18 protein-coding genes are annotated in these 17,911 nt (G+C 37.6%); 10 read left to right on the forward strand and 8 right to left on the reverse strand.

Annotation, left to right across the window (positions count from 1 at the left end; translation table 11 throughout):
- Positions 1-70 precede the first annotated feature (70 nt).
- Complete coding sequence (locus DF185_RS09755; protein WP_110360614.1) at positions 71-1,462, reverse strand: aldehyde dehydrogenase family protein; 1,392 nt, start codon at positions 1,460-1,462, stop codon at positions 71-73.
- Between the two features lie 515 nt (positions 1,463-1,977).
- Here DF185_RS09755 and DF185_RS09765 point away from each other — a divergent pair.
- Together DF185_RS09765 and DF185_RS09770 are read left to right on the forward strand one after the other, a co-directional pair.
- Positions 1,978-2,673, forward strand: coding sequence for an XRE family transcriptional regulator (locus tag DF185_RS09765; RefSeq protein ID WP_110360550.1), 696 nt, complete (start codon positions 1,978-1,980; stop codon positions 2,671-2,673).
- A gap of 222 nt (positions 2,674-2,895) precedes the next feature.
- The gene (locus DF185_RS09770; protein ID WP_110360551.1) at positions 2,896-3,852 is read left to right on the forward strand and encodes a DMT family transporter; all 957 of its coding nucleotides are present in this window, start codon (positions 2,896-2,898) and stop codon (positions 3,850-3,852) included.
- 509 nt (positions 3,853-4,361) lie between these two features.
- Here the strand turns inward: DF185_RS09770 and DF185_RS09775 are convergent.
- Genes DF185_RS09775 through DF185_RS09785 form a run of 3 tightly spaced genes read right to left on the reverse strand, consistent with a single transcriptional unit; the run spans position 4,362 to position 6,230 of the window.
- Positions 4,362-4,988 carry a TIR domain-containing protein gene (locus tag DF185_RS09775; protein WP_110360552.1) on the reverse strand — a complete coding sequence of 209 codons (627 nt, stop codon included), beginning with the start codon at positions 4,986-4,988 and terminating at the stop codon, positions 4,362-4,364.
- Positions 4,989-4,992: 4 nt separating this feature from the next.
- Positions 4,993-5,424: a hypothetical protein gene (locus DF185_RS09780; protein ID WP_110360553.1), complete on the reverse strand. Its 432-nt coding sequence runs from the start codon at positions 5,422-5,424 to the stop codon at positions 4,993-4,995.
- Positions 5,425-5,426: 2 nt separating this feature from the next.
- The gene (locus DF185_RS09785; protein ID WP_110360554.1) at positions 5,427-6,230 is read right to left on the reverse strand and encodes a hypothetical protein; all 804 of its coding nucleotides are present in this window, start codon (positions 6,228-6,230) and stop codon (positions 5,427-5,429) included.
- Between the two features lie 991 nt (positions 6,231-7,221).
- On the opposite strand from DF185_RS09785, the gene DF185_RS09790 reads away from it, so the two are divergent.
- Positions 7,222-7,974 (forward strand): DUF6261 family protein, encoded by a 753-nt coding sequence (locus tag DF185_RS09790; RefSeq protein ID WP_110360555.1) that lies wholly within the window; start codon positions 7,222-7,224, stop codon positions 7,972-7,974.
- A 294-nt stretch (positions 7,975-8,268) separates the two neighbouring features.
- Positions 8,269-8,667, forward strand: coding sequence for an endonuclease domain-containing protein (locus DF185_RS09800; protein ID WP_110360557.1), 399 nt, complete (start codon positions 8,269-8,271; stop codon positions 8,665-8,667).
- Positions 8,668-8,849: 182 nt separating this feature from the next.
- On the opposite strand, the gene DF185_RS09805 is transcribed toward DF185_RS09800, so the two are convergent.
- From DF185_RS09805 to dinB, 4 genes are all read right to left on the reverse strand, one after another.
- A complete protein-coding gene (locus tag DF185_RS09805) occupies positions 8,850-9,728 on the reverse strand; it encodes a cation diffusion facilitator family transporter (protein ID WP_110360558.1) in 879 nt (292 codons plus the stop codon).
- 176 nt (positions 9,729-9,904) lie between these two features.
- Positions 9,905-10,852 (reverse strand): bifunctional metallophosphatase/5'-nucleotidase, encoded by a 948-nt coding sequence (locus tag DF185_RS09810; protein WP_110360559.1) that lies wholly within the window; start codon positions 10,850-10,852, stop codon positions 9,905-9,907.
- Positions 10,827-11,609 (reverse strand): 5'-nucleotidase C-terminal domain-containing protein, encoded by a 783-nt coding sequence (locus DF185_RS09815; RefSeq protein WP_110360560.1) that lies wholly within the window; start codon positions 11,607-11,609, stop codon positions 10,827-10,829. The genes DF185_RS09810 and DF185_RS09815 overlap by 26 nt, the downstream gene beginning before the upstream one ends.
- 369 nt (positions 11,610-11,978) lie before the next feature.
- Entirely contained in the window at positions 11,979-13,043 is a 1,065-nt protein-coding gene (gene dinB, locus DF185_RS09820; RefSeq protein ID WP_110360561.1) for a DNA polymerase IV, read from the reverse strand.
- Positions 13,044-13,140: 97 nt separating this feature from the next.
- Between dinB and DF185_RS09825 the strand changes: the two genes are divergently transcribed.
- The 6 genes from DF185_RS09825 to DF185_RS09850 all read left to right on the forward strand — a co-directional run bounded on the left by DF185_RS09825 (position 13,141) and on the right by DF185_RS09850 (position 17,892).
- Positions 13,141-14,658 carry an MATE family efflux transporter gene (locus tag DF185_RS09825; RefSeq protein ID WP_110360562.1) on the forward strand — a complete coding sequence of 506 codons (1,518 nt, stop codon included), beginning with the start codon at positions 13,141-13,143 and terminating at the stop codon, positions 14,656-14,658.
- On the forward strand, positions 14,633-15,337 hold the full coding sequence (gene mnmC2, locus DF185_RS09830; RefSeq protein WP_110360563.1) for a tRNA (5-methylaminomethyl-2-thiouridine)(34)-methyltransferase MnmC2: 705 nt from the start codon (positions 14,633-14,635) through the stop codon (positions 15,335-15,337). Before DF185_RS09825 ends, mnmC2 begins: the two co-directional genes overlap by 26 nt.
- A 116-nt stretch (positions 15,338-15,453) precedes the next feature.
- Entirely contained in the window at positions 15,454-16,056 is a 603-nt protein-coding gene (gene bamJ / locus DF185_RS09835) for a BamJ family beta-barrel-assembly machinery protein (protein WP_110360564.1), read from the forward strand.
- Between the two features lie 24 nt (positions 16,057-16,080).
- Positions 16,081-16,785, forward strand: a complete 705-nt coding sequence (gene bamJ / locus DF185_RS09840) for a BamJ family beta-barrel-assembly machinery protein (RefSeq protein ID WP_110360565.1) — start codon at positions 16,081-16,083, stop codon at positions 16,783-16,785.
- 276 nt (positions 16,786-17,061) lie between these two features.
- Positions 17,062-17,496 (forward strand): peptidylprolyl isomerase, encoded by a 435-nt coding sequence (locus DF185_RS09845; RefSeq protein ID WP_110360566.1) that lies wholly within the window; start codon positions 17,062-17,064, stop codon positions 17,494-17,496.
- 24 nt (positions 17,497-17,520) lie between these two features.
- A complete protein-coding gene (locus tag DF185_RS09850; RefSeq protein ID WP_110360567.1) occupies positions 17,521-17,892 on the forward strand; it encodes a DUF3127 domain-containing protein in 372 nt (123 codons plus the stop codon).
- Positions 17,893-17,911 lie beyond the last annotated feature (19 nt).

A 17,911-nucleotide genomic window follows, 5' to 3' on the forward strand; every position in this document is an offset into this window, starting at 1 on the left:
CGAACTGGTAGGAAGATAGATTAACGCATTAAATCTTTAATGATCTCAAAATGCGATTTAACCAATGCTCCTAAATCTTACTTGATTTGATCACCATCAATTTTTCTCTTGTCATTTCGTGCATTGAATAAGGTATTCCACCTACACCAATTCCAGAGGCATCTCTTCCTCCAAATGGCATCCAATCTACACGGAATGCAGTATGATCATTAACGGTTACCGTAGCAGCATTGAATTGATTTACTGCATTCAATGCTTTATCGATATCAGAAGTAAACACCGCCGATTGAAATGCCAATGGCAATGAATTCGACAAATCAATTGCCTCTTGCATGTCTTGATAGCTGTAAACACAAATTACAGGGCCGAACACCTCCAGTTGTGATACCTTAGAAGTTTGACAAGCATTCAACAACACGGTTGGTTCATAGCAGGTATCGGATATCTTCTTTCCACCGCATAACAACTTGGCACCATCAGCTACAGCTTCTTTTACCCATTGGTCAACACGATCCACCTCATAGGTTTCGATTAGTGGCCCCACTTCTGTTTGTGGATCTAATGGATCTCCTACTTTCAATTTTTTGGCAATCTGAACCAATTGATCGCAGAACTGATCTACAACTTTTTCCTGAACAAAAACACGCTGTACCGAAACACAAACCTGGCCAGCATGGTAAAATCCACCTTTGGCCAAAGCAGGAATGGTCTCTTCCATATTGGCATCCGATTCTACAATAACTGGTGCCGATCCTCCATGCTCCAAGGCACATCGGGTTCCAGCAGCCAATTTCGAACGCAAGCTCCAACCCACCTCAGCAGAACCAATAAAGGATAAATAATTCACTCGCTCATCCTTCACCAAATTTTCTGCATTGGTTCTGTCGCATACCACGACCTCGGCCCAATCGGCTGGCAAACCTGCTTCCTTCATCATATTTACCAATTCTATTGCCGACATTGGTGTACTTGTAGCAGGTTTAATCAGAACAGGACAACCTACTGCAAAAGCCGGAATTATTTGGTGAACCGCAAGATTCAAAGGATGATTAAATGCACTAATACTCAAAACCACACCAATGGGTTCGCGCATGGTAAATCCCCAACGATTTATGGATGCGGCAGTAGTTCCCATAGGGATCTGCTCGCCTTTCATTTGACCGATGTGCTCAATGGCCAACTGCACTCCATTTATGGCACGAAGTACTTCAACCTTACTATCCTGATAGGGCTTACCTCCCTCGGCAGCGGCTATTTTGGTCAATTCCTCTACGCGTGTTTGCATTATCGCTTTGGTTTTCTCCAAAATCGCGATACGCTCATAAGGTTTTAGCCATCTCGATTTATCCTGAAAAAGGGCGTATGCATTTGCTATTTTCTCTTCCACTTGTTGACTGTTGAGCAAAGGAATCTCTTTGATCAAACTGCCATCAAATGGTGAATTTACTTTTATTGTGTTCATAGTGTGTGTGTTTATTTTTTTGGGTTCTATATCTTGAATACAATAGATAATTAAATCAAATACCAAATAAATTATTCTATTAGTGTTACCTTGCTCAAGCCGCATGGCTCTGACTTTTTGCATTGATCAAAAAGTCAGCAAAAAATCTAGGGCGTGTAAGCTCAAACTTCTTCTACTTGAAAAATTTAAGTGCGGCGGGGTGATCTTCGAACAAGTTCTCAGCTTCCCCATCTTTCTAAAAATTTTTCTGCGTATAAGCAGCATTGACCTTCCAATGCCCATAAAGCCAGCTGGAAAAAGCAGATCACCTATGAGATACCTTATAAACTAGGTAATTTAAAAGACTACCTACCATAAAACATACAGAGCCAATTTTTGCCAACACAAAATACAAGTTTTTGTCCTGATTAAAGCTCATCATATCAATTTTTAAATGCTTTAATGACATAAAATCGCTGAAAGAAAGCTTCAAAGCACTACTTTTGTTGTTCTCAAAAATTACACACAGAAATTTCATGAAAAATCTAAATAAGAACCTTAAACATTTACGAATTAGAAAAAGACTATCGCAAAGCAGACTTTCTGCTCGCATAGGAATTGGAGCCTCATCAATCAGCTCTTACGAACAAAGAAGAAGTACCCCCAAAATATCTACACTTTTAAAATATTCCGATTACTTTAACCGCAACCTTGATGAGTTGGTGAAATCGGATATTGAGCAAGCAGAGAGAGAAAAGAAGCAAGACACCAAAGGAGAAAACCTAAGAATTCTGCCGATTTTGGTGGATGAGAAGAACGACGAAATGATTTCCCTGGTTCCTGTTAAAGCTGCAGCCGGATATTTAAATGGCCACTCGGATGCTGAGTTCATTAGCGAGCTGCCAAACTTTAGAATGCCCTTTGCCGAACTATCGGAAAACAAAACCTACCGTGCATTCCAAATTGAGGGAGAAAGTATGCTGCCAGTACCTGCAGGATCGTACATCATTTGCGAGTATTTGCAAGATTGGGAATTGATTAAAGACAACACCAGCCACATTGTGGTGACTACCGACGATGGCATTGTGTATAAACGCGTGGTGAAGGATTTCGACAACAACCAATTGCTTTTGAACTCCGACAACAAAGAATACCTATCCTTCGAGGTAAGCCTGAATCAAGTAGTAGAGGTTTGGAAGGCGTTGGGGTATGTGAGCTTTCAATTGCCGTAGTTTCACGAAAATATATTTAACCACAAAGTATACACAAAGGTGTTTCACAAAGAACACGAAGAAATTCAAAAAAACATCACAAAATCAATGTTTTCCATTGGCCTACATCAATAGAACATTAAAACTTTGTGACCTTTGTGAAACACCTTTGTGTCCTTGGTGGTTCAAATCGTTTTTTTACCTACATTTGTTCGGATTTATTCATTCTAAATAAGAATAACAATGAACTCAATTGCTTCTGCAAGTAATTACAAGGGCGTGCTTTACGCTATGGTCACTGCATTTTTATGGGGTTTTCTTCCCATTTTCCTTAAAGTGGCCCTTAAGGATATCGATCCCATCAGCATTGTGTGGTTCCGATTCTCTTTTGCCTTTTTGGTGCTGTTCATCTACTACCTGATAACGGACCGAAAGCAGTTGAACATTATCAAACGTCCGCCGCTTTTGCTCATTATTGCAGCAATCGGTTTGGGGGTAAACTACATTGGTTTCTTAAAAGGATTGAATTATACCAGCCCGAGCAATGCACAAATTATTATACAAAGTGGTCCCATAATGCTGGCCTTGGCAGGAGTTCTTTTCTTTAAAGAAAAGCTGAACCTAAAACAGATGGTCGGCTTCGGAATTGCCGGCATTGGTTTGTTCCTGTTCTATCGCACTCAACTGCAAACTTTCATTCACGATACCGATGCTTTTAACCTTGGCTTTTTCTGGGTGGAGCTGGCTGCCGTAACATGGGTACTGTATGCCGTTTTGCAGAAGAAACTGGTACAGCAACATCCTGCGCAGGTGCTGAATATGGTATTGTATGGAATTCCGGCTTTGATTTATACACCTATGGCCGATTTTTCTGCTTTCCAGGGATTGGATTTTAAAACCTGGGCCATTGTGATATTTCTTGGTGTAAACACCTTGGTTGCTTACGGATCTATCGCCCTTGCATTTAAGTATACCGAGGCCTATAAGGTGAGCATTATTGTAACCCTTAACCCAATTATTACCCTCATCACCATGTCGATTCTTACCTATTTGCAAGTAAGTTGGATACAACCCGAAAGCATGACACTTTATTCGCTAATTGGTGCAGTATTGGTAATTGGAGGTGCGGTAACGGCGGTGTTTTTCTCGAAAGCGAAGAAGGAAAAAGCGCTTGCCGTGCAGAAAGAGGTTTCGAAGTAAGAGTAAAAGTTAAACCACGAAGGACAAGAAGGTGTTTCACTAAGGACACCATTGACACTGGCAGCTCCTGTGATTTTGTAATTCACAGGTATTGAGATTGGGATTTTCAATCCTTAAAAATCGAATTAAAAATCTTTTTACTCCATGAGCCCTGATTGCAAATTAGGGCTAGCGAGGATGATAATTACGCCACGAAGTGGCAATTGATTTGAGCCCAATGGCAAGGCCTTGGGTTCGCACAGTGCAATATAAAAACGCCCTGAAAGGGCAGCTTAATATAAACTGTTCTTTCAGGACGCATTCATAATTCTCATTATTTGCCCGAGGCGATGCCTGCGGGCTGAATTCATTTAGGCTTTCAGCCTGATATGCGAATCACATGTCAAGAATCTCAAAGATGCTAGACATATTATACCATAGCTCTCTCATTGTTTCTTTTTGGATTGAAAATCCTTTTACTCCATGAGCCCTGATTGCAAATCAGGGTTAGCGGATAAAAATAAAAAAAACTAGACACTAGTGCCTTCTTCTACATTAATTGAAATTACGTAGTTACTCTCATTTTCACTTTTATCAAAAGCATTATCAATAAATTTAGTTGGATAGCGTTTAAATTCATCTTCATCAACCAAAGTTATATATGAGCCATTCATTAGGTCCCAAGTATTACAAGAGTCACAATGTTTTAAAGGAGGATTCGAATTGTATCGATTTTTATAAATCACTGGGAATAAAAGCTCATCTTTAAACTTTATAACAGGTGTTCCATGACAATTAATTAGATGATTTTTTATCCAATCACACGTTCCATTTTGCTCCATAATTACTCCAACAACTCCATTTGTTTGAGAGATTCTATCCTTTCTACTAATCTTTTTAAGACAGTATTTAATCTCCCAATCAATCCATTTGCTATCAGTCATATTCGGAGAAATAATAACAATTGTAACTGAAGTTCCATACATCATATCCGTAAGGTTCTTCTTTATATTTTCCGTTGAAGTATCAGTAAGATCAGGAGAATCGCTTGTTTCTCCCATGTAGTAGGTTGCATCATCACCGAGAGCTTCCAGAATTTCATCCCTAAGACCTTGAGCCTCGCTATACTTGTAAGAAATAAAAGTTTTATGTGCCATATTACTAAAATTTTATGCAACCTTCAAGAATTAAACCTCCCAGCCAAAGTAATATTGCAGTAATACCATATAAAGGAAAAATAGTTGCTGAAAAGAAGGAACTACAATAATGATATTTTCTTTTTTTATAATTTTGCAAAGGCATTTCAAACAAACGCACTTCTTGTTTCTCTTCATCTGGAGTTAGTCCTGTTACGTCATTATAAATACCCCTAAATTTCCTTTCTTGCTGTAAGTAATAAGAATCTAAAAACCAAAATATCATTACTGGGACAATCGCAATATATACAAAGTATACATTTTTACTGTTAGCGTATAAAGCCAACAAAGCAGAAACTAATGTTATCATCCAGCCTTTTAATTGGAAGGAATTGGTATTCATTCGAGTTATTACGCTTTGAATAAACTCTAAATGTTTAATTTGCTCATTGTTCATATCTATTGAATTAATATTGGTAAAGGAAATGTTATTTCATAAAACTTATCTAAAGCTTCTTCCACACTAGTAAAGGTACCACTATTGAACCATTCATTTAAATGATCTACTGTAATATCTTTTAGGTGTTTTGTTCTTGCATCATATTTAACTTTTAATCCTTTTTCGATTCCTCCAAGTTTTCCACCTTCTTTAAATGCTCGTATTTCTGGTTTCTGCGAAGTTAATCTAATAGGGTGCCTCATTCTAGCGATCTCAGAAAATGCAATTTCTGAGTATATCCACGGTGATTCTGTTTTATCTTTACTTTCAAATGATTTAATCGAATTTGGAGTATCGTAGAAGATCAAACATTCTGTTTTATCAATCATCGAATTTAATGCAGTCGATAACATCATATGAACATGACTTGCTGACAGCAAAACTTTTTTGTAATTATACAGATTTTGCTTTTCATCAATCCGACTGTATTGGTTATCGAGAATTTGAATTAAATCATTTCCATATCCCCAAACACAAGAATCAATGAATGCTATAATACCAAAATTCTCGTACAACCAACCTGATAATGCAACAACTTCTTTTGAATCCCTATGAGCATGAGATAAAAAGACATTTGCCTTTATTTCAGGAAACCAAGAATCAATGATTTTAACCCCATCTAAAGATTTATCAGATAAAAAAAACTCATCAAGTTTACTTTTTACAGTATTACTTTGTCCTTTAAATAATTTATTCCCTACAGCGTAATAATGATCTAAATTATCTTTAAAATCAATACGACTTAACTTATACCCTTTAAACATTTACTTATATTATTTCATTCAATCGCATTTATAGCGCCAAATTGATTACATCAAACTCACAAGCTTTAATTAATTTCTCAAAATTTCCAACAAAGCGAATTAACCAAACCCAAATCTACAAAATTATAATCAACAAAACCACCCAGCACCCATTCACTTTCCCATTCAACTTAGTCGAAATACTCAAAACCTCCGAATTCACAACAAAAACAAAAAAACCACACCTTAAAGTCTGAATTATTTTTAATAGTAAAACCAACAAAAATGGAATGAATTAATATTGACGTGAAAAATGCCTGTAGAAATTCCCCCAGGCTCATTGTTCGATTGGCAATGTTATTTTGAACTTAAAAAGATAGGCTGACCGAGTAGCAAAAGGCCTTTTTAAATTTCTAGGCGCATTGTCTGTGAGAAAATGGGGTTTTGAAATTAAAAAGGGAGCTTGCCAGTTGAGTAAAGCCCATTTCGAACTTAAAAACAGCTATTCCACTCATTTAAAATGCCATTTTAAATTAAAAATCGACATTGCCAGTCGAAAAAAGTGCGTTTTGAAATTCAAAAGGGCTTTTTCCACTCGATCAATGGCCCTAAAAATTTCCAAATTGGCATTACCAATTGGGTTTTATCATATTTTATCTTCCAAAACTGCATTACCACTCGAACAATGGCCCTAAAAAATTTTTAGGGAGCTCTACTTCGTCAATTCATTACAACAAATCCCCCATCCCAACAAAACATCGAATATAACTTAATTTACAACCAAAAACTCATCCTTCATGAGGCATTTATCACCTTAAAAAGGTATGACCAATATTTGAAACGAAATCAAATATTAAATCATAATTTCATGCATTTATTTTTTATTGTTTGATTAATATTTTTTAAATTAGATACTGTTATTCCCAATCGGATACTCAGTCAAACTAATCAAACACACAGCTTTCGAGTATTATCAGGGGAAATTATATTTCTAATTAAAATTACTAGTCAAATGGAAAAAGTAAGAGTCCATTATTCATGCGACAGCGCGGAGGTTAGTAATACCACTGGCGCAATTCGATCAAAATTTGCCGAAGAAGATTGGACGGCAGATTTAATTCTCAGTAAAATTCTAGCAGATATTGCAGTGGAGCATCCAATTCTTGAACAAGCAATTGAAGCAGTTCGCGGGAACACTTTAAAAGCCAATGTGAGAGCCGAGGATGAAAAGGCGGGGAAAGATTACATCTGCTTGAAGAATTTTATAAAAGCAAATCTTTATGCACCCGAAGCGGAAACGGAAGAGGCTGCTAAAGAGATTTGGAAACTCATTGTAAATCACAACCCAAAGTTGGACAGGCAAAATTATGCCCGACAGATTGAGTTGAGTAATTCATTGCTTGCCAACCTAAAAAGCCCAACTTTTAAACCCCTGGTTGATTTGCTAACCGGTGTGCCAGAAAGAGTGGAAAAATTTACCACATCAACGGCTTCCTTGCAATCGGCTTATAAGGAGTTGGCCACCATAAAATCGGAAGAGTTGGATTTGCCTGCTCCATCGGCACAAAAAGACAAGCTTCGCACTATGATTAACGAAAGGCTAATGCCATACCTGGAAGGCGCTGTTGATGCACTCCCTGAAAAATATGAGGCTACTTACAAGGCCATCTGCGAAAGCATCGAAATCAATAACGAAAAAGCCCGCGCTCGCCAAACATTAAAAGAAAGTCAAAAGGAAAAAGAGCCGGAAGAAGATATTGCATAGGTTTTAGGTTTGTATTATTTATTGTCATGAGTAGAAGCAGCCCTTTGGGGTTGCTTTTTTTTGTAGACTTAACTCACCCCAAACTTTTATTCAACACCTCAACCTTTTACCAAACACCTCACCCCAACCCTCTCCTCAAGGAGAGGGAGCTGGTTGCTGCTGAATTCTTGGCATATGATCTGTTTTTTATTTTCCTTCTCCTCAAGGAGAAGGTCCCGATAGGGGGATGAGGTGAAATACATTTGATATTGAAATTTAAAATCAATAATTTAATTCATCTAAAATCGTCAAAGCATGATTGGTTATAAAGAATGTCTATTCTATAATACAAATCCAGAAATTCACCAAAGGGCTAAAGATTTACGAAAAAATATGACCCCCGCAGAAAAGGTTTTATGGAAACATATTCGCAATAGAAAACTTGGCAAACTTAAATTTAGAAGACAACATCCTATCGATATTTTTATAGCCGACTTCTATTGTCATGAACTAAAACTGGTAATTGAGATCGATGGAGGTATTCATCAATTGCCCGAACATAGAGAATACGATATTGGAAGAAATGCTGAAATGAACGATATGGGTATAGAGGTAATCCGGTTTACAAATGAAGAGGTTTTAAATTCTATTGAACAAGTCCTTAAAAGAATAAATGAAACCGTAAAGGGAAGAGAACCATATGATGTTCATTAAGTCTATTAAATTTATCCAAGTTCAATTCATTTTTCTACCCTAATCGCACCTCACCCCACCCCTCTCCTCAAGGAGAGGGAGATAGCCACTTCTGAATTCTTGGCATATGGTCTGTTTGTAATTTTCCTTCTCCTCGAGGAGAAGGTCCCGACAGGGGGATGAGGAACACAATTGAATCCTACCTACACATGATCCCTAGGCTCAATATGAATGGTAGCCACAAATCCATATTTTCTTTTGATTTCCTTCTCGATTTCGGTAGAGATGTCGTGCCCGGTTTTAATGGACATATCGTGTGGTAATTTGATATGGAAGGTAATCTCGGTATGATCGCCATAGTTGTGAACATGGAAATGATGCGGATCGATGGCATGTGGATAAATCTCCTCGCAAGTTTTCTTCAGGTCGTCCAATAATTTCTGATCGGGACTTTCGCCCAATATGGAGTGAATGGAATCTCGAATGATTTCGTAGGCTGCATATCCAATCATGAAGGCAACAATCATCCCCAGTGCGCCATCGACCCACCAGAAATATTTCCCAACAAAAATACCGGCCAAAATCACAAATGAAGATATGGCATCGCTACGATGGTGCCATCCATCGGCCTTAAGCACTTTCGAATTGGTTTTGCGAGCGCCATAAAAGGCAAACTGCGCAAGGGCTTCCTTCACCACAATGGAAATAATCATTACCACAATGGCAATGGTTCCAAACTGCGACGATTCACCATCTTTAAGGGTATGATAGGATTCTATTACAAAGTCGAAAGCAACCAGCAGCAACAGAATCCCAATGATAAAGGCGCTAATTAAATCGGCCCTGCCGTGTCCGAAAGGATGATCTTCGTCGGCAGGTTTTTTAGAAATTTTCGCCCCTATTAATACAATCACAGAGCTTAAACTATCAGACAAGGTATGCCAGGCATCGGCAATAATGGCAATGGATCCGGTTACCAATCCGGCCCAATACTTTAAAATAAAGAGTATAATATTTCCTGCAATGGATAGCCAACCTTCGGTTTCGGCCCAATTCGATTTATTTAACTCAAATTTTTTCATACAATCCGATAGTCAAAGCATCTAAAATAATGATTTTATATCATTTCAAGTTGATTTTTTCCCTTTTAAGGGAAGAACTCCTAAATAGATCTCCCCTATTACTTTTTATACTGTATTTTCAGGGAAGTGAAATAATTAATCGCCCGATGATTTTCAACATTAAACACCAATCGGGATTAGACTATATTCCCTTCTACTTTCATCAATTGTGAATCTGCCAATTTGCTTTTCTTTTTCTTATCGATATAAAAATCAATTCTTCCCAAAGCAATTCCGGCCCATCCAACCTGGTTGATGATTACCTCTTCGCCATCCAGGTTTTTCACTCGTTCTGGTTTCTCCAATAAGGTATGTGAGTGCCCACCTAAAATTACATCAACTCCACGGGTTTGCTTGGCAAATTCCATATCGCAATCTTCACCAATATTACTCGTGTGTCCCATGTGCGAAAGACACACCACCAAATCGCAATTGTTCTCTTCTTTCAGGATTTTTACCATATCATTGGCCACATCCACCGGATCGATATAAGTAATGCTTTCACGGTTGTGAGGTTCTACATAGCCTGTAAGATCGATACCCAGACCAAAAACACCAATCTTAAGCTCTCCCTTTTCGAAGATTTGGTACGGAGGAATTTTGCCTTCCAAATCGGTTCCACTAAAATCGTAATTGGCATTTAGCAAAGGAAAATTACGATTCTTTATCTGCGAGGTGATCCCCTTAATACCATTGTCGAACTCGTGGTTTCCAATATTACCGGCATCGTAACCAATTTTCGACATCAGTTTGTATTCTGCTTCCCCTTTAAAGAAGTTAAAATATGGTGTTCCCTGATAAACATCGCCACAATCCAATAGCAAGACATGCTCCTCTTCTCTTCTCACCTTTTTTACCAATGCATTTAGTCGGGCAAAACCTCCCAATCCACCATATTTTGGATCTTTTTTCGGGAATGGTTCAATGCGCGAATGCAAATCGTTGGTGTGCAATAAGGTAATTTTATGCTTGCTGTTCGAAGCTGCAAAAAGTGACTTGGTAAACAATCCACTGCTTATAAATGCCCCGGTTAAACCCAACTTTGTAATAAATTCTCTTCTATTCCACATTGTAAATCCTCCCATCTAGTTTAGCCGATACTTTTTCTCCTTTTTTGTGCTTCTCGCTCATGTATTTAATGATTTCCGAACGCAATAATCGGTGCATGTGTCGGAAAGTTTTGCGTTTTTCGAAGGCGGTAAATCCACCGCCACCATTTACCAGGTAGTCAACGCTCATTACATGATATATTTTTGTAGGCTCAACAGGCTTTCCATTCACAAGAATGTTTACTGCTTTTCTGTCTTTAATGCCCATTTTCGCTCCACTTATGCCTTCGCCACCAAAGTAAGCAACGCGCTGAAACAATTCGATCAGCTGTTTTCCTTCCATTCCAACAATTACCAACTTGTTCTTAAAAGGCAACATTTCGTACACCCTTCCGGTAGATATTTCACCCTTCGATAATGAGGTTCTAATTCCTCCCATGTTCATCAAAGCCACATCAACCCCATGCTTTAATTGCTTCTCTTTGCAAAAGTCGTTGCCAATTTCGAACATGGCATCGGCAAGGTAGTTGGACAGTAAACCTTCTGGCTTGCCTGTTACCATATCCATTTCGGCCACCGAAATAATGGTATTCATCTCCCCATCCAACTGATGTTTATACAGATTGATCAGGTTGATTAAGCTGGTATCCTTTGCGGATATCTGATCCAGATCAGCATTAATGGTGTAATGTGATTCTACCTTTTCGGTAGTTTGCTTCGAACTGCCTACACAGGAACTTAAGCCTGCAGCAATCAAAACAATAAAGAGTGATTTGATTAAATTTCTTCTCATGTTAAAAATAAAATACACTTTAGTCTTTTATTGACCGGTAAAATTATAAATATTCGATTATCATCTGCAAATAATCGACAATATCATTTCACATTTAATACTACAATTGATATAATACTCCCTTTACATGATATCATGCAAGAATGGCACTAAACATCAATCAGAATAATATCCTCTGATACAATTTATAATACCGATTATTAATTAATATGCGCCATTTGTTCGTTTTACTCCAGATGACTAACTAATTATATATCGGCATTTCAATTTAATATTTCACAGTTTCGCCAAGGCTCACTCTGAAATTTAAATGGTATAAAATGGTTTATTGTGGTATGATTTTCAATAAAATCAATCGAGTTGATTCGATTAAAAATCAATGGTAAGCTGCATGGGTTCCGATTCATCTATTCTGTTCGAGACAGATAATCCAATTAAACGAATGCTTGTTTTCAGCTGTTCCTGATCCAAGAGCTCTTCTGCAAGTTTTTGAATCATTTCTTCGCCTTCAAGCACCTGCAAAAGCGTTCTGCTTCTCGTTTCCTGCTCGAAGTTACTATATTTTAGCTTTAAAGTTAAGGTTCTGCCTCTAAATCCACTTTTTTCCAACCTGCGAACCAAGGATTCAGTCGTTTTCTTCAGGTCTTTTTTAATCTCTTGCGTATCGATTAAATCATTCCTGTAAGTATGTTCGGTTCCAACCGATTTCCTGATTCGATTTGGGTTTACAGCTCTGTCGTCAATGCCCCTGGCAATATTGTAATAATAGGCTCCATTCTTTCCAAACAATCTGCTCAAATCCAAAAGGCTTCTCTCTTTTAAATCTTTCCCTCTAAAAATGCCAAGCTTGTGCATTTTATCTGCAGTAACTTTACCTACTCCATAAAATTTGTCGATTTGCAAATCGTTGATAAAGCTCTCGATATTCTTGGGAGGAATCACAAACAATCCATCGGGCTTGTTTACATCAGAAGCAATTTTAGCCAGGAATTTATTTACCGATATCCCAGCAGAAGCGGTCAGATTGGTCTCCTCTTTAATGCGAGCCTTTATCTCCTGAGCTATCAATGTAGCCGAAGGCAGGTTCTTCTTGTTGTGGGTAACATCCAAAAACGCCTCATCAATGGAAAGTGGCTCTACCAAATCGGTATATTCGTAAAATATGCTCATAATTTGATTGGAAACCTCCTTGTAACGATCGTGACGGCCGCGAACAAAAATCAAGTGTGGACAGCGCTTTTTGGCTATTTTTGAAGGCATTGCAGAGCGAACTCCAAACTTACGTGCTTCGTAACTTGCAGCAGCTACAACTCCCCTATCTCCATCACCTCCAACAGCTATGGGTTTATTGCGCAATTCAGGATTATCCCTTTGCTCTACCGAAGCAAAAAAGGCATCCATATCAATGTGAATTATCTTTCGAATCTCGTCCATATTTCCTCTGCAAATATTTGAATAATCATGAGGCAATCAAAAAATAATCGCAGTCATTTTTGTAATTTTACGCCCTATTTAAAAGCAATTCGAGAAAGTGAATAAAATCAAAGATCTTACCTCAGGAAATATTTTTTCACAAATTGTAAAGCTGGCAATTCCAATTATCGCCACTTCGTTTGTGCAAATGGCCTATAACATGACAGATATGGCCTGGCTGGGGCATGTTGGAAAGGAAACGGTTAGTGCAGTTGGAATGGCTCTTTATCTGGTTTGGTTTGGATCATCACTAATGTTCATTCCAAAAATTGGAGTGGAAGTGGGCATTTCACAATCCATCGGTCGAAACAGCATTGCCGATGCTCAATCTTTTGCTAAAAATGCATTCAGTTTATCCTTACTGATTTCATCTGTATTTGCAATATTGGTTTGGCTTTTTGCACATCCAATTATCAGCACATTTAATATTGAAAGTGAATTTGTAAATCAAACCGCAGTTGATTATTTAAGGTTTGTTGCATTTGGTATGCCATTTACCTTTACCAACATCAGCATGTCGGGAATTTACAACGGAACTGGTAATACCCGAATTCCTTTTGTAGTGAATACAATTGGACTGATCATGAACATCATTCTCGATCCGATATTGATATTTGGTTGGGGTGATATTCCCGCAATGGGAGCAAAAGGTGCTGCAATTGCTACGGTAAGTTCGCAATTCCTGGTATTTGTGATCTTCATCTACAACCTGCACATTAGGCAAAACCCGCTAAATATTAAGCATTATCTGGGCAAGATTCAAAAGAAGTTCTTGCAACCAATTCTTAAGGTAGGTGGTCCTGTTGCCTTGCAATCGGTATGTTTTGCATTCCTTGCAATGTTGCTCGCTCGTGTTTTAAATGGCATTGCCGAAGGGAACGAAATTCCTTTTGCAGTTCAATCCATTGGTGCCCAAATTGAGGCTCTATCTTGGATGACAGCCTCAGGTTTTTCTACTGCCTTGGGAACTTTTACCGGACAAAATTTCGGTGCGAAAAAATGGGATAGAATTCAAAAAGGTTTTTTTATTACCCTGGGAATTGCTGGTTTTATTGGTTTAATCAGCACTGTACTATTCCTGTTTGTTGGAGAATCTATATTTGGATTGTTCATGAAAAACAGTGAGCAAGGAGTTGTTCAATTGGGAATTGTTTACCTTATCATTCTAAGTTTTTCTCAGGTATTCATGAGCATAGAAATTACAGTTACTGGTGCATTCAATGGAGTTGGTCGTGCCATTCCTCCTGCAATTGTAGGTATTATTGGTAATGTTTTACGCATTCCTTTTGCATTTCTGTTCAGTTATACCTTGTTAGATTTATTGCCATTATTTCAGGGCTGGATATCCTCTGAATATGTACAGGTAACCGGAGTATGGTGGGGCGTTACTTTTTCAAGTATTTTAAAAGGCTGTGTACTTTTCGTTTGGTTTTTAATTCTGCTTCACAAGCATCCTGAAAATGATTATCCATTGCCATTTCAAAAGTTTTGGATTCGACTTTTACCAAGCAGATTACGTCAAACATCAATTGTAATTAACCCATTGAAAGATGAAAAAATTAAAAAGAGAGCTTAAGGTAACTGAGGATGGTTCTCATACATTCTATATGCCCGATTTAGATGAGCATTATCACTCTACTCATGGGGCTATGCAGGAATCGATGCATATTTTTCTGAATGCAGGTTTTCATTTCTCTCAGCAAGATCCATTGCACATTCTGGAAATTGGTTTTGGAACAGGATTAAATTGTTTTCTAACGGTTAAGGAAGCAGAAAAGCTTAACAGAAAGGTGATTTACCACTCCATTGAACTTTATCCCTTGGAAAAAGAATTGGTGAAGGATTTGAATTATGCTGATCCATCTGATGAAGCATCTTGTGAAATGTTTCAAAAACTGCATTCCTGTAATTGGAATACCGATGTGAAAATCAATGAAAATTTTACATTGCGCAAACTGCAAGGAGATTTAATTGAATACAAGTTCTCATCAAAATATGACCTGATTTATTTCGATGCCTTTGCTCCTGATGTTCAACCGGATTTATGGAGTCAGGACATTTTTGAAAAAATCTATCATGCATCCAATTCAGAGGCCATATTGACGACCTATTGTACCAAGGGTATTGTAAAGAGAGCCTTACGTGCTGCCGGTTTTCAGGTAAAAAGACTTCCTGGACCTCCAGGTAAAAGACAAATGTTACGTGCCACTCGCATAGATGATTTTGATTCGACAAAAACCAACATACAACTGTAAAAAAAACTTAAATTCTTGTGCAGTTTCGCATATGTGAAGGAAAAGCCTTACCTTAGTCGATCTTTATGATCATACTAATCATAAATCAAAAAGAAAATAACAAATAATTAGATAAAATGAAGTACACAGAAGAACAAGATAAGGTATCTTATTGCCTTGGATTAAGCATCGCTAGTAACTTAATTACATCAGGAGTAAAAACCATTAGCACTGAGCCATTCATGGAAGCTCTTGATGCTGCATTCAATGGTAAAATGCCAGAACTTTCTCCAGATGAAGCAAATAAAATCTTACAGGAATTCTTCACCAAAGTTCAGGAAGAGCAAGCTGGTGCAGCAATCGAAGCTGGAAAAAAATTCTTGGAAGAAAACGCTAAAAAAGAAGGTGTTGTTTCTCTAGAAAGCGGTCTTCAGTATGAAATCATTACAGAAGGTAATGGTGAATTACCAAAAGGTACTGATAGCGTAAAGTGTCACTACCACGGTACTTTAATTGACGGAACAGTTTTCGATAGCTCTGTTAACAGAGGTGAGCCTGCTACATTCCCTGTGAATGGTGTAATTGCTGGATGGGTTGAAGCTCTTCAATTAATGCCTGTTGGATCGAAATGGAAATTATATGTTCCTTCTGATTTGGCTTACGGTGCTCAAGGTGCTGGTAACCTAATCGGTCCTCACACAACTCTTATTTTTGAAGTTGAGTTATTAGAAATCGTATAATAATTAACCAAAATACAACGCAAAATGAAACTAAAAGCATTGTCTCTTGCACTTGGATTAGGTGCTATGACCCTTGTTTCTTGTAACCAAAACGGAAATAAGGATGTTGCCTTAAATAATCAAATTGATTCTGTTAGTTACGCTATAGGTGTTAACTTCGGAACAAACCTAAAGAAAAGTAACATCACTGAATTTAACGAAGCAGCTATTCTTGCTGGTATTTATGACGTGATTGATGAAGATTCTTTGAAAATTGAATTGCGTGAAAGTGGATCTGTAATCAATAATTACATGAGAAATCTTCAAGCAAAAATCGGTGAAGAAAATATTGCTAAAGGCGAAAAATTCTTATCTGAGAATGCGAAAAAAGAAGGTGTTGTTACTACTGCAAGTGGTCTACAATACAGAGTAATTACTGAAGGTACTGGTGAAAAACCAGCAGCTACTGATCAGGTAAAAGTTCACTACCGTGGAACAACTATCGATGGTAAAGAGTTTGATTCTTCTTTCAAAAGAAATGAACCTGCAACTTTTGCTGCTAACCGTGTGATTAAAGGTTGGACTGAAGCACTTCAGTTAATGCCTGTTGGCTCTAAATACGAATTGTTCATTCCTGCTAAATTGGCTTATGGTCCTCGTGGTGCAGGTGGTGATATAGGTCCAAACGAAACTTTGATTTTCGAAGTGGAGCTTTTGGAAATTGTAAAGCCAACAGAACCTAAAAAATAATTGACCTGTAAAAGTTTCAGGACGATATATTAAAAACAGAGCCCCTTTTGATGAAAATCGAAAGGGGTTTTTTGCCCTATCAACTATTTCTAGAAAAACTTGAGTTACATTTCCACTAGTGAATTCATATCTCAGGTTGACAATTTTTTAAGCCCATATCTTTTTTTTAGATTTGCATACTTTTGCAACTACCAAGACGATGTTGTAAATTTAAAATCTTGTTTTCACCTTTTGAAAACTAATAAAACTGTATAATAACCAATAAAATAAATAGTCATGTACGCTGAAATTCATACCGAAAAAGGAGTGATGAAAGTAGAATTCTACGAAAAAGACGCTCCAAAAACTGTTGAAAATTTTGTAAACCTATCGGAATCCGGATTTTACGACGGACTAAATTTCCACCGTGTAATTCCTAGCTTTGTTATTCAAGGTGGTTGCCCAGATGGAACTGGTGCTGGCGGACCAGGTTATTCAATAGACTGTGAGTTGGATGGAGAGAACCAATATCACGACAGAGGAGTTCTTTCTATGGCACATGCTGGTAGAAACACAGGTGGATCACAATTTTTCATTTGCCACAACCGCGATAACACTTCTCACCTGGACAGAAACCATACTTGTTTCGGTAAAGTTGTTGAAGGTCTTGATGTAATTGATGACATCCGTGCTGGCGACAAAATCGAAAAAGTTGTAATCATTAAAGAGTAATTCCTAAAAGATAATTAGATACAGATGAATTTTGAAATCAACGGAAAAGTAATCGTTAAAGATGATACTCAGCAAATTAGCGATCGCTTTAAAAAAAGAGAGTTTGTAATTGAAGTAGAGAATGAAAGAAATTCAGAATGGAATGATTTCATTAAATTCCAATTGACTCAAGACAGATGTGACCTTTTGGAACCAATTTCATTGAATGAAGAAATTAAAGTTTCTTTTAACATTCGCGGTCGCAAATGGGAAAAAGATGGAAGAGTAAACTACTTCTCTAATTTGGAAGCTTGGAGAATTGAAAAAGTACAAGCTGAAGCAGCAATTCCTGAAATGCCAGAATTTACTGCAGATGATGTACCACCTGCTCCAGAAGAGGACGATCTTCCTTTTTAATTGAAAATATACAAACCCA

Origin of the sequence: Marinifilum breve (assembly GCF_003202155.1) — a bacterium.
Taxonomy (GTDB): Bacteria; Bacteroidota; Bacteroidia; order Bacteroidales; family Marinifilaceae; genus Marinifilum; species Marinifilum breve.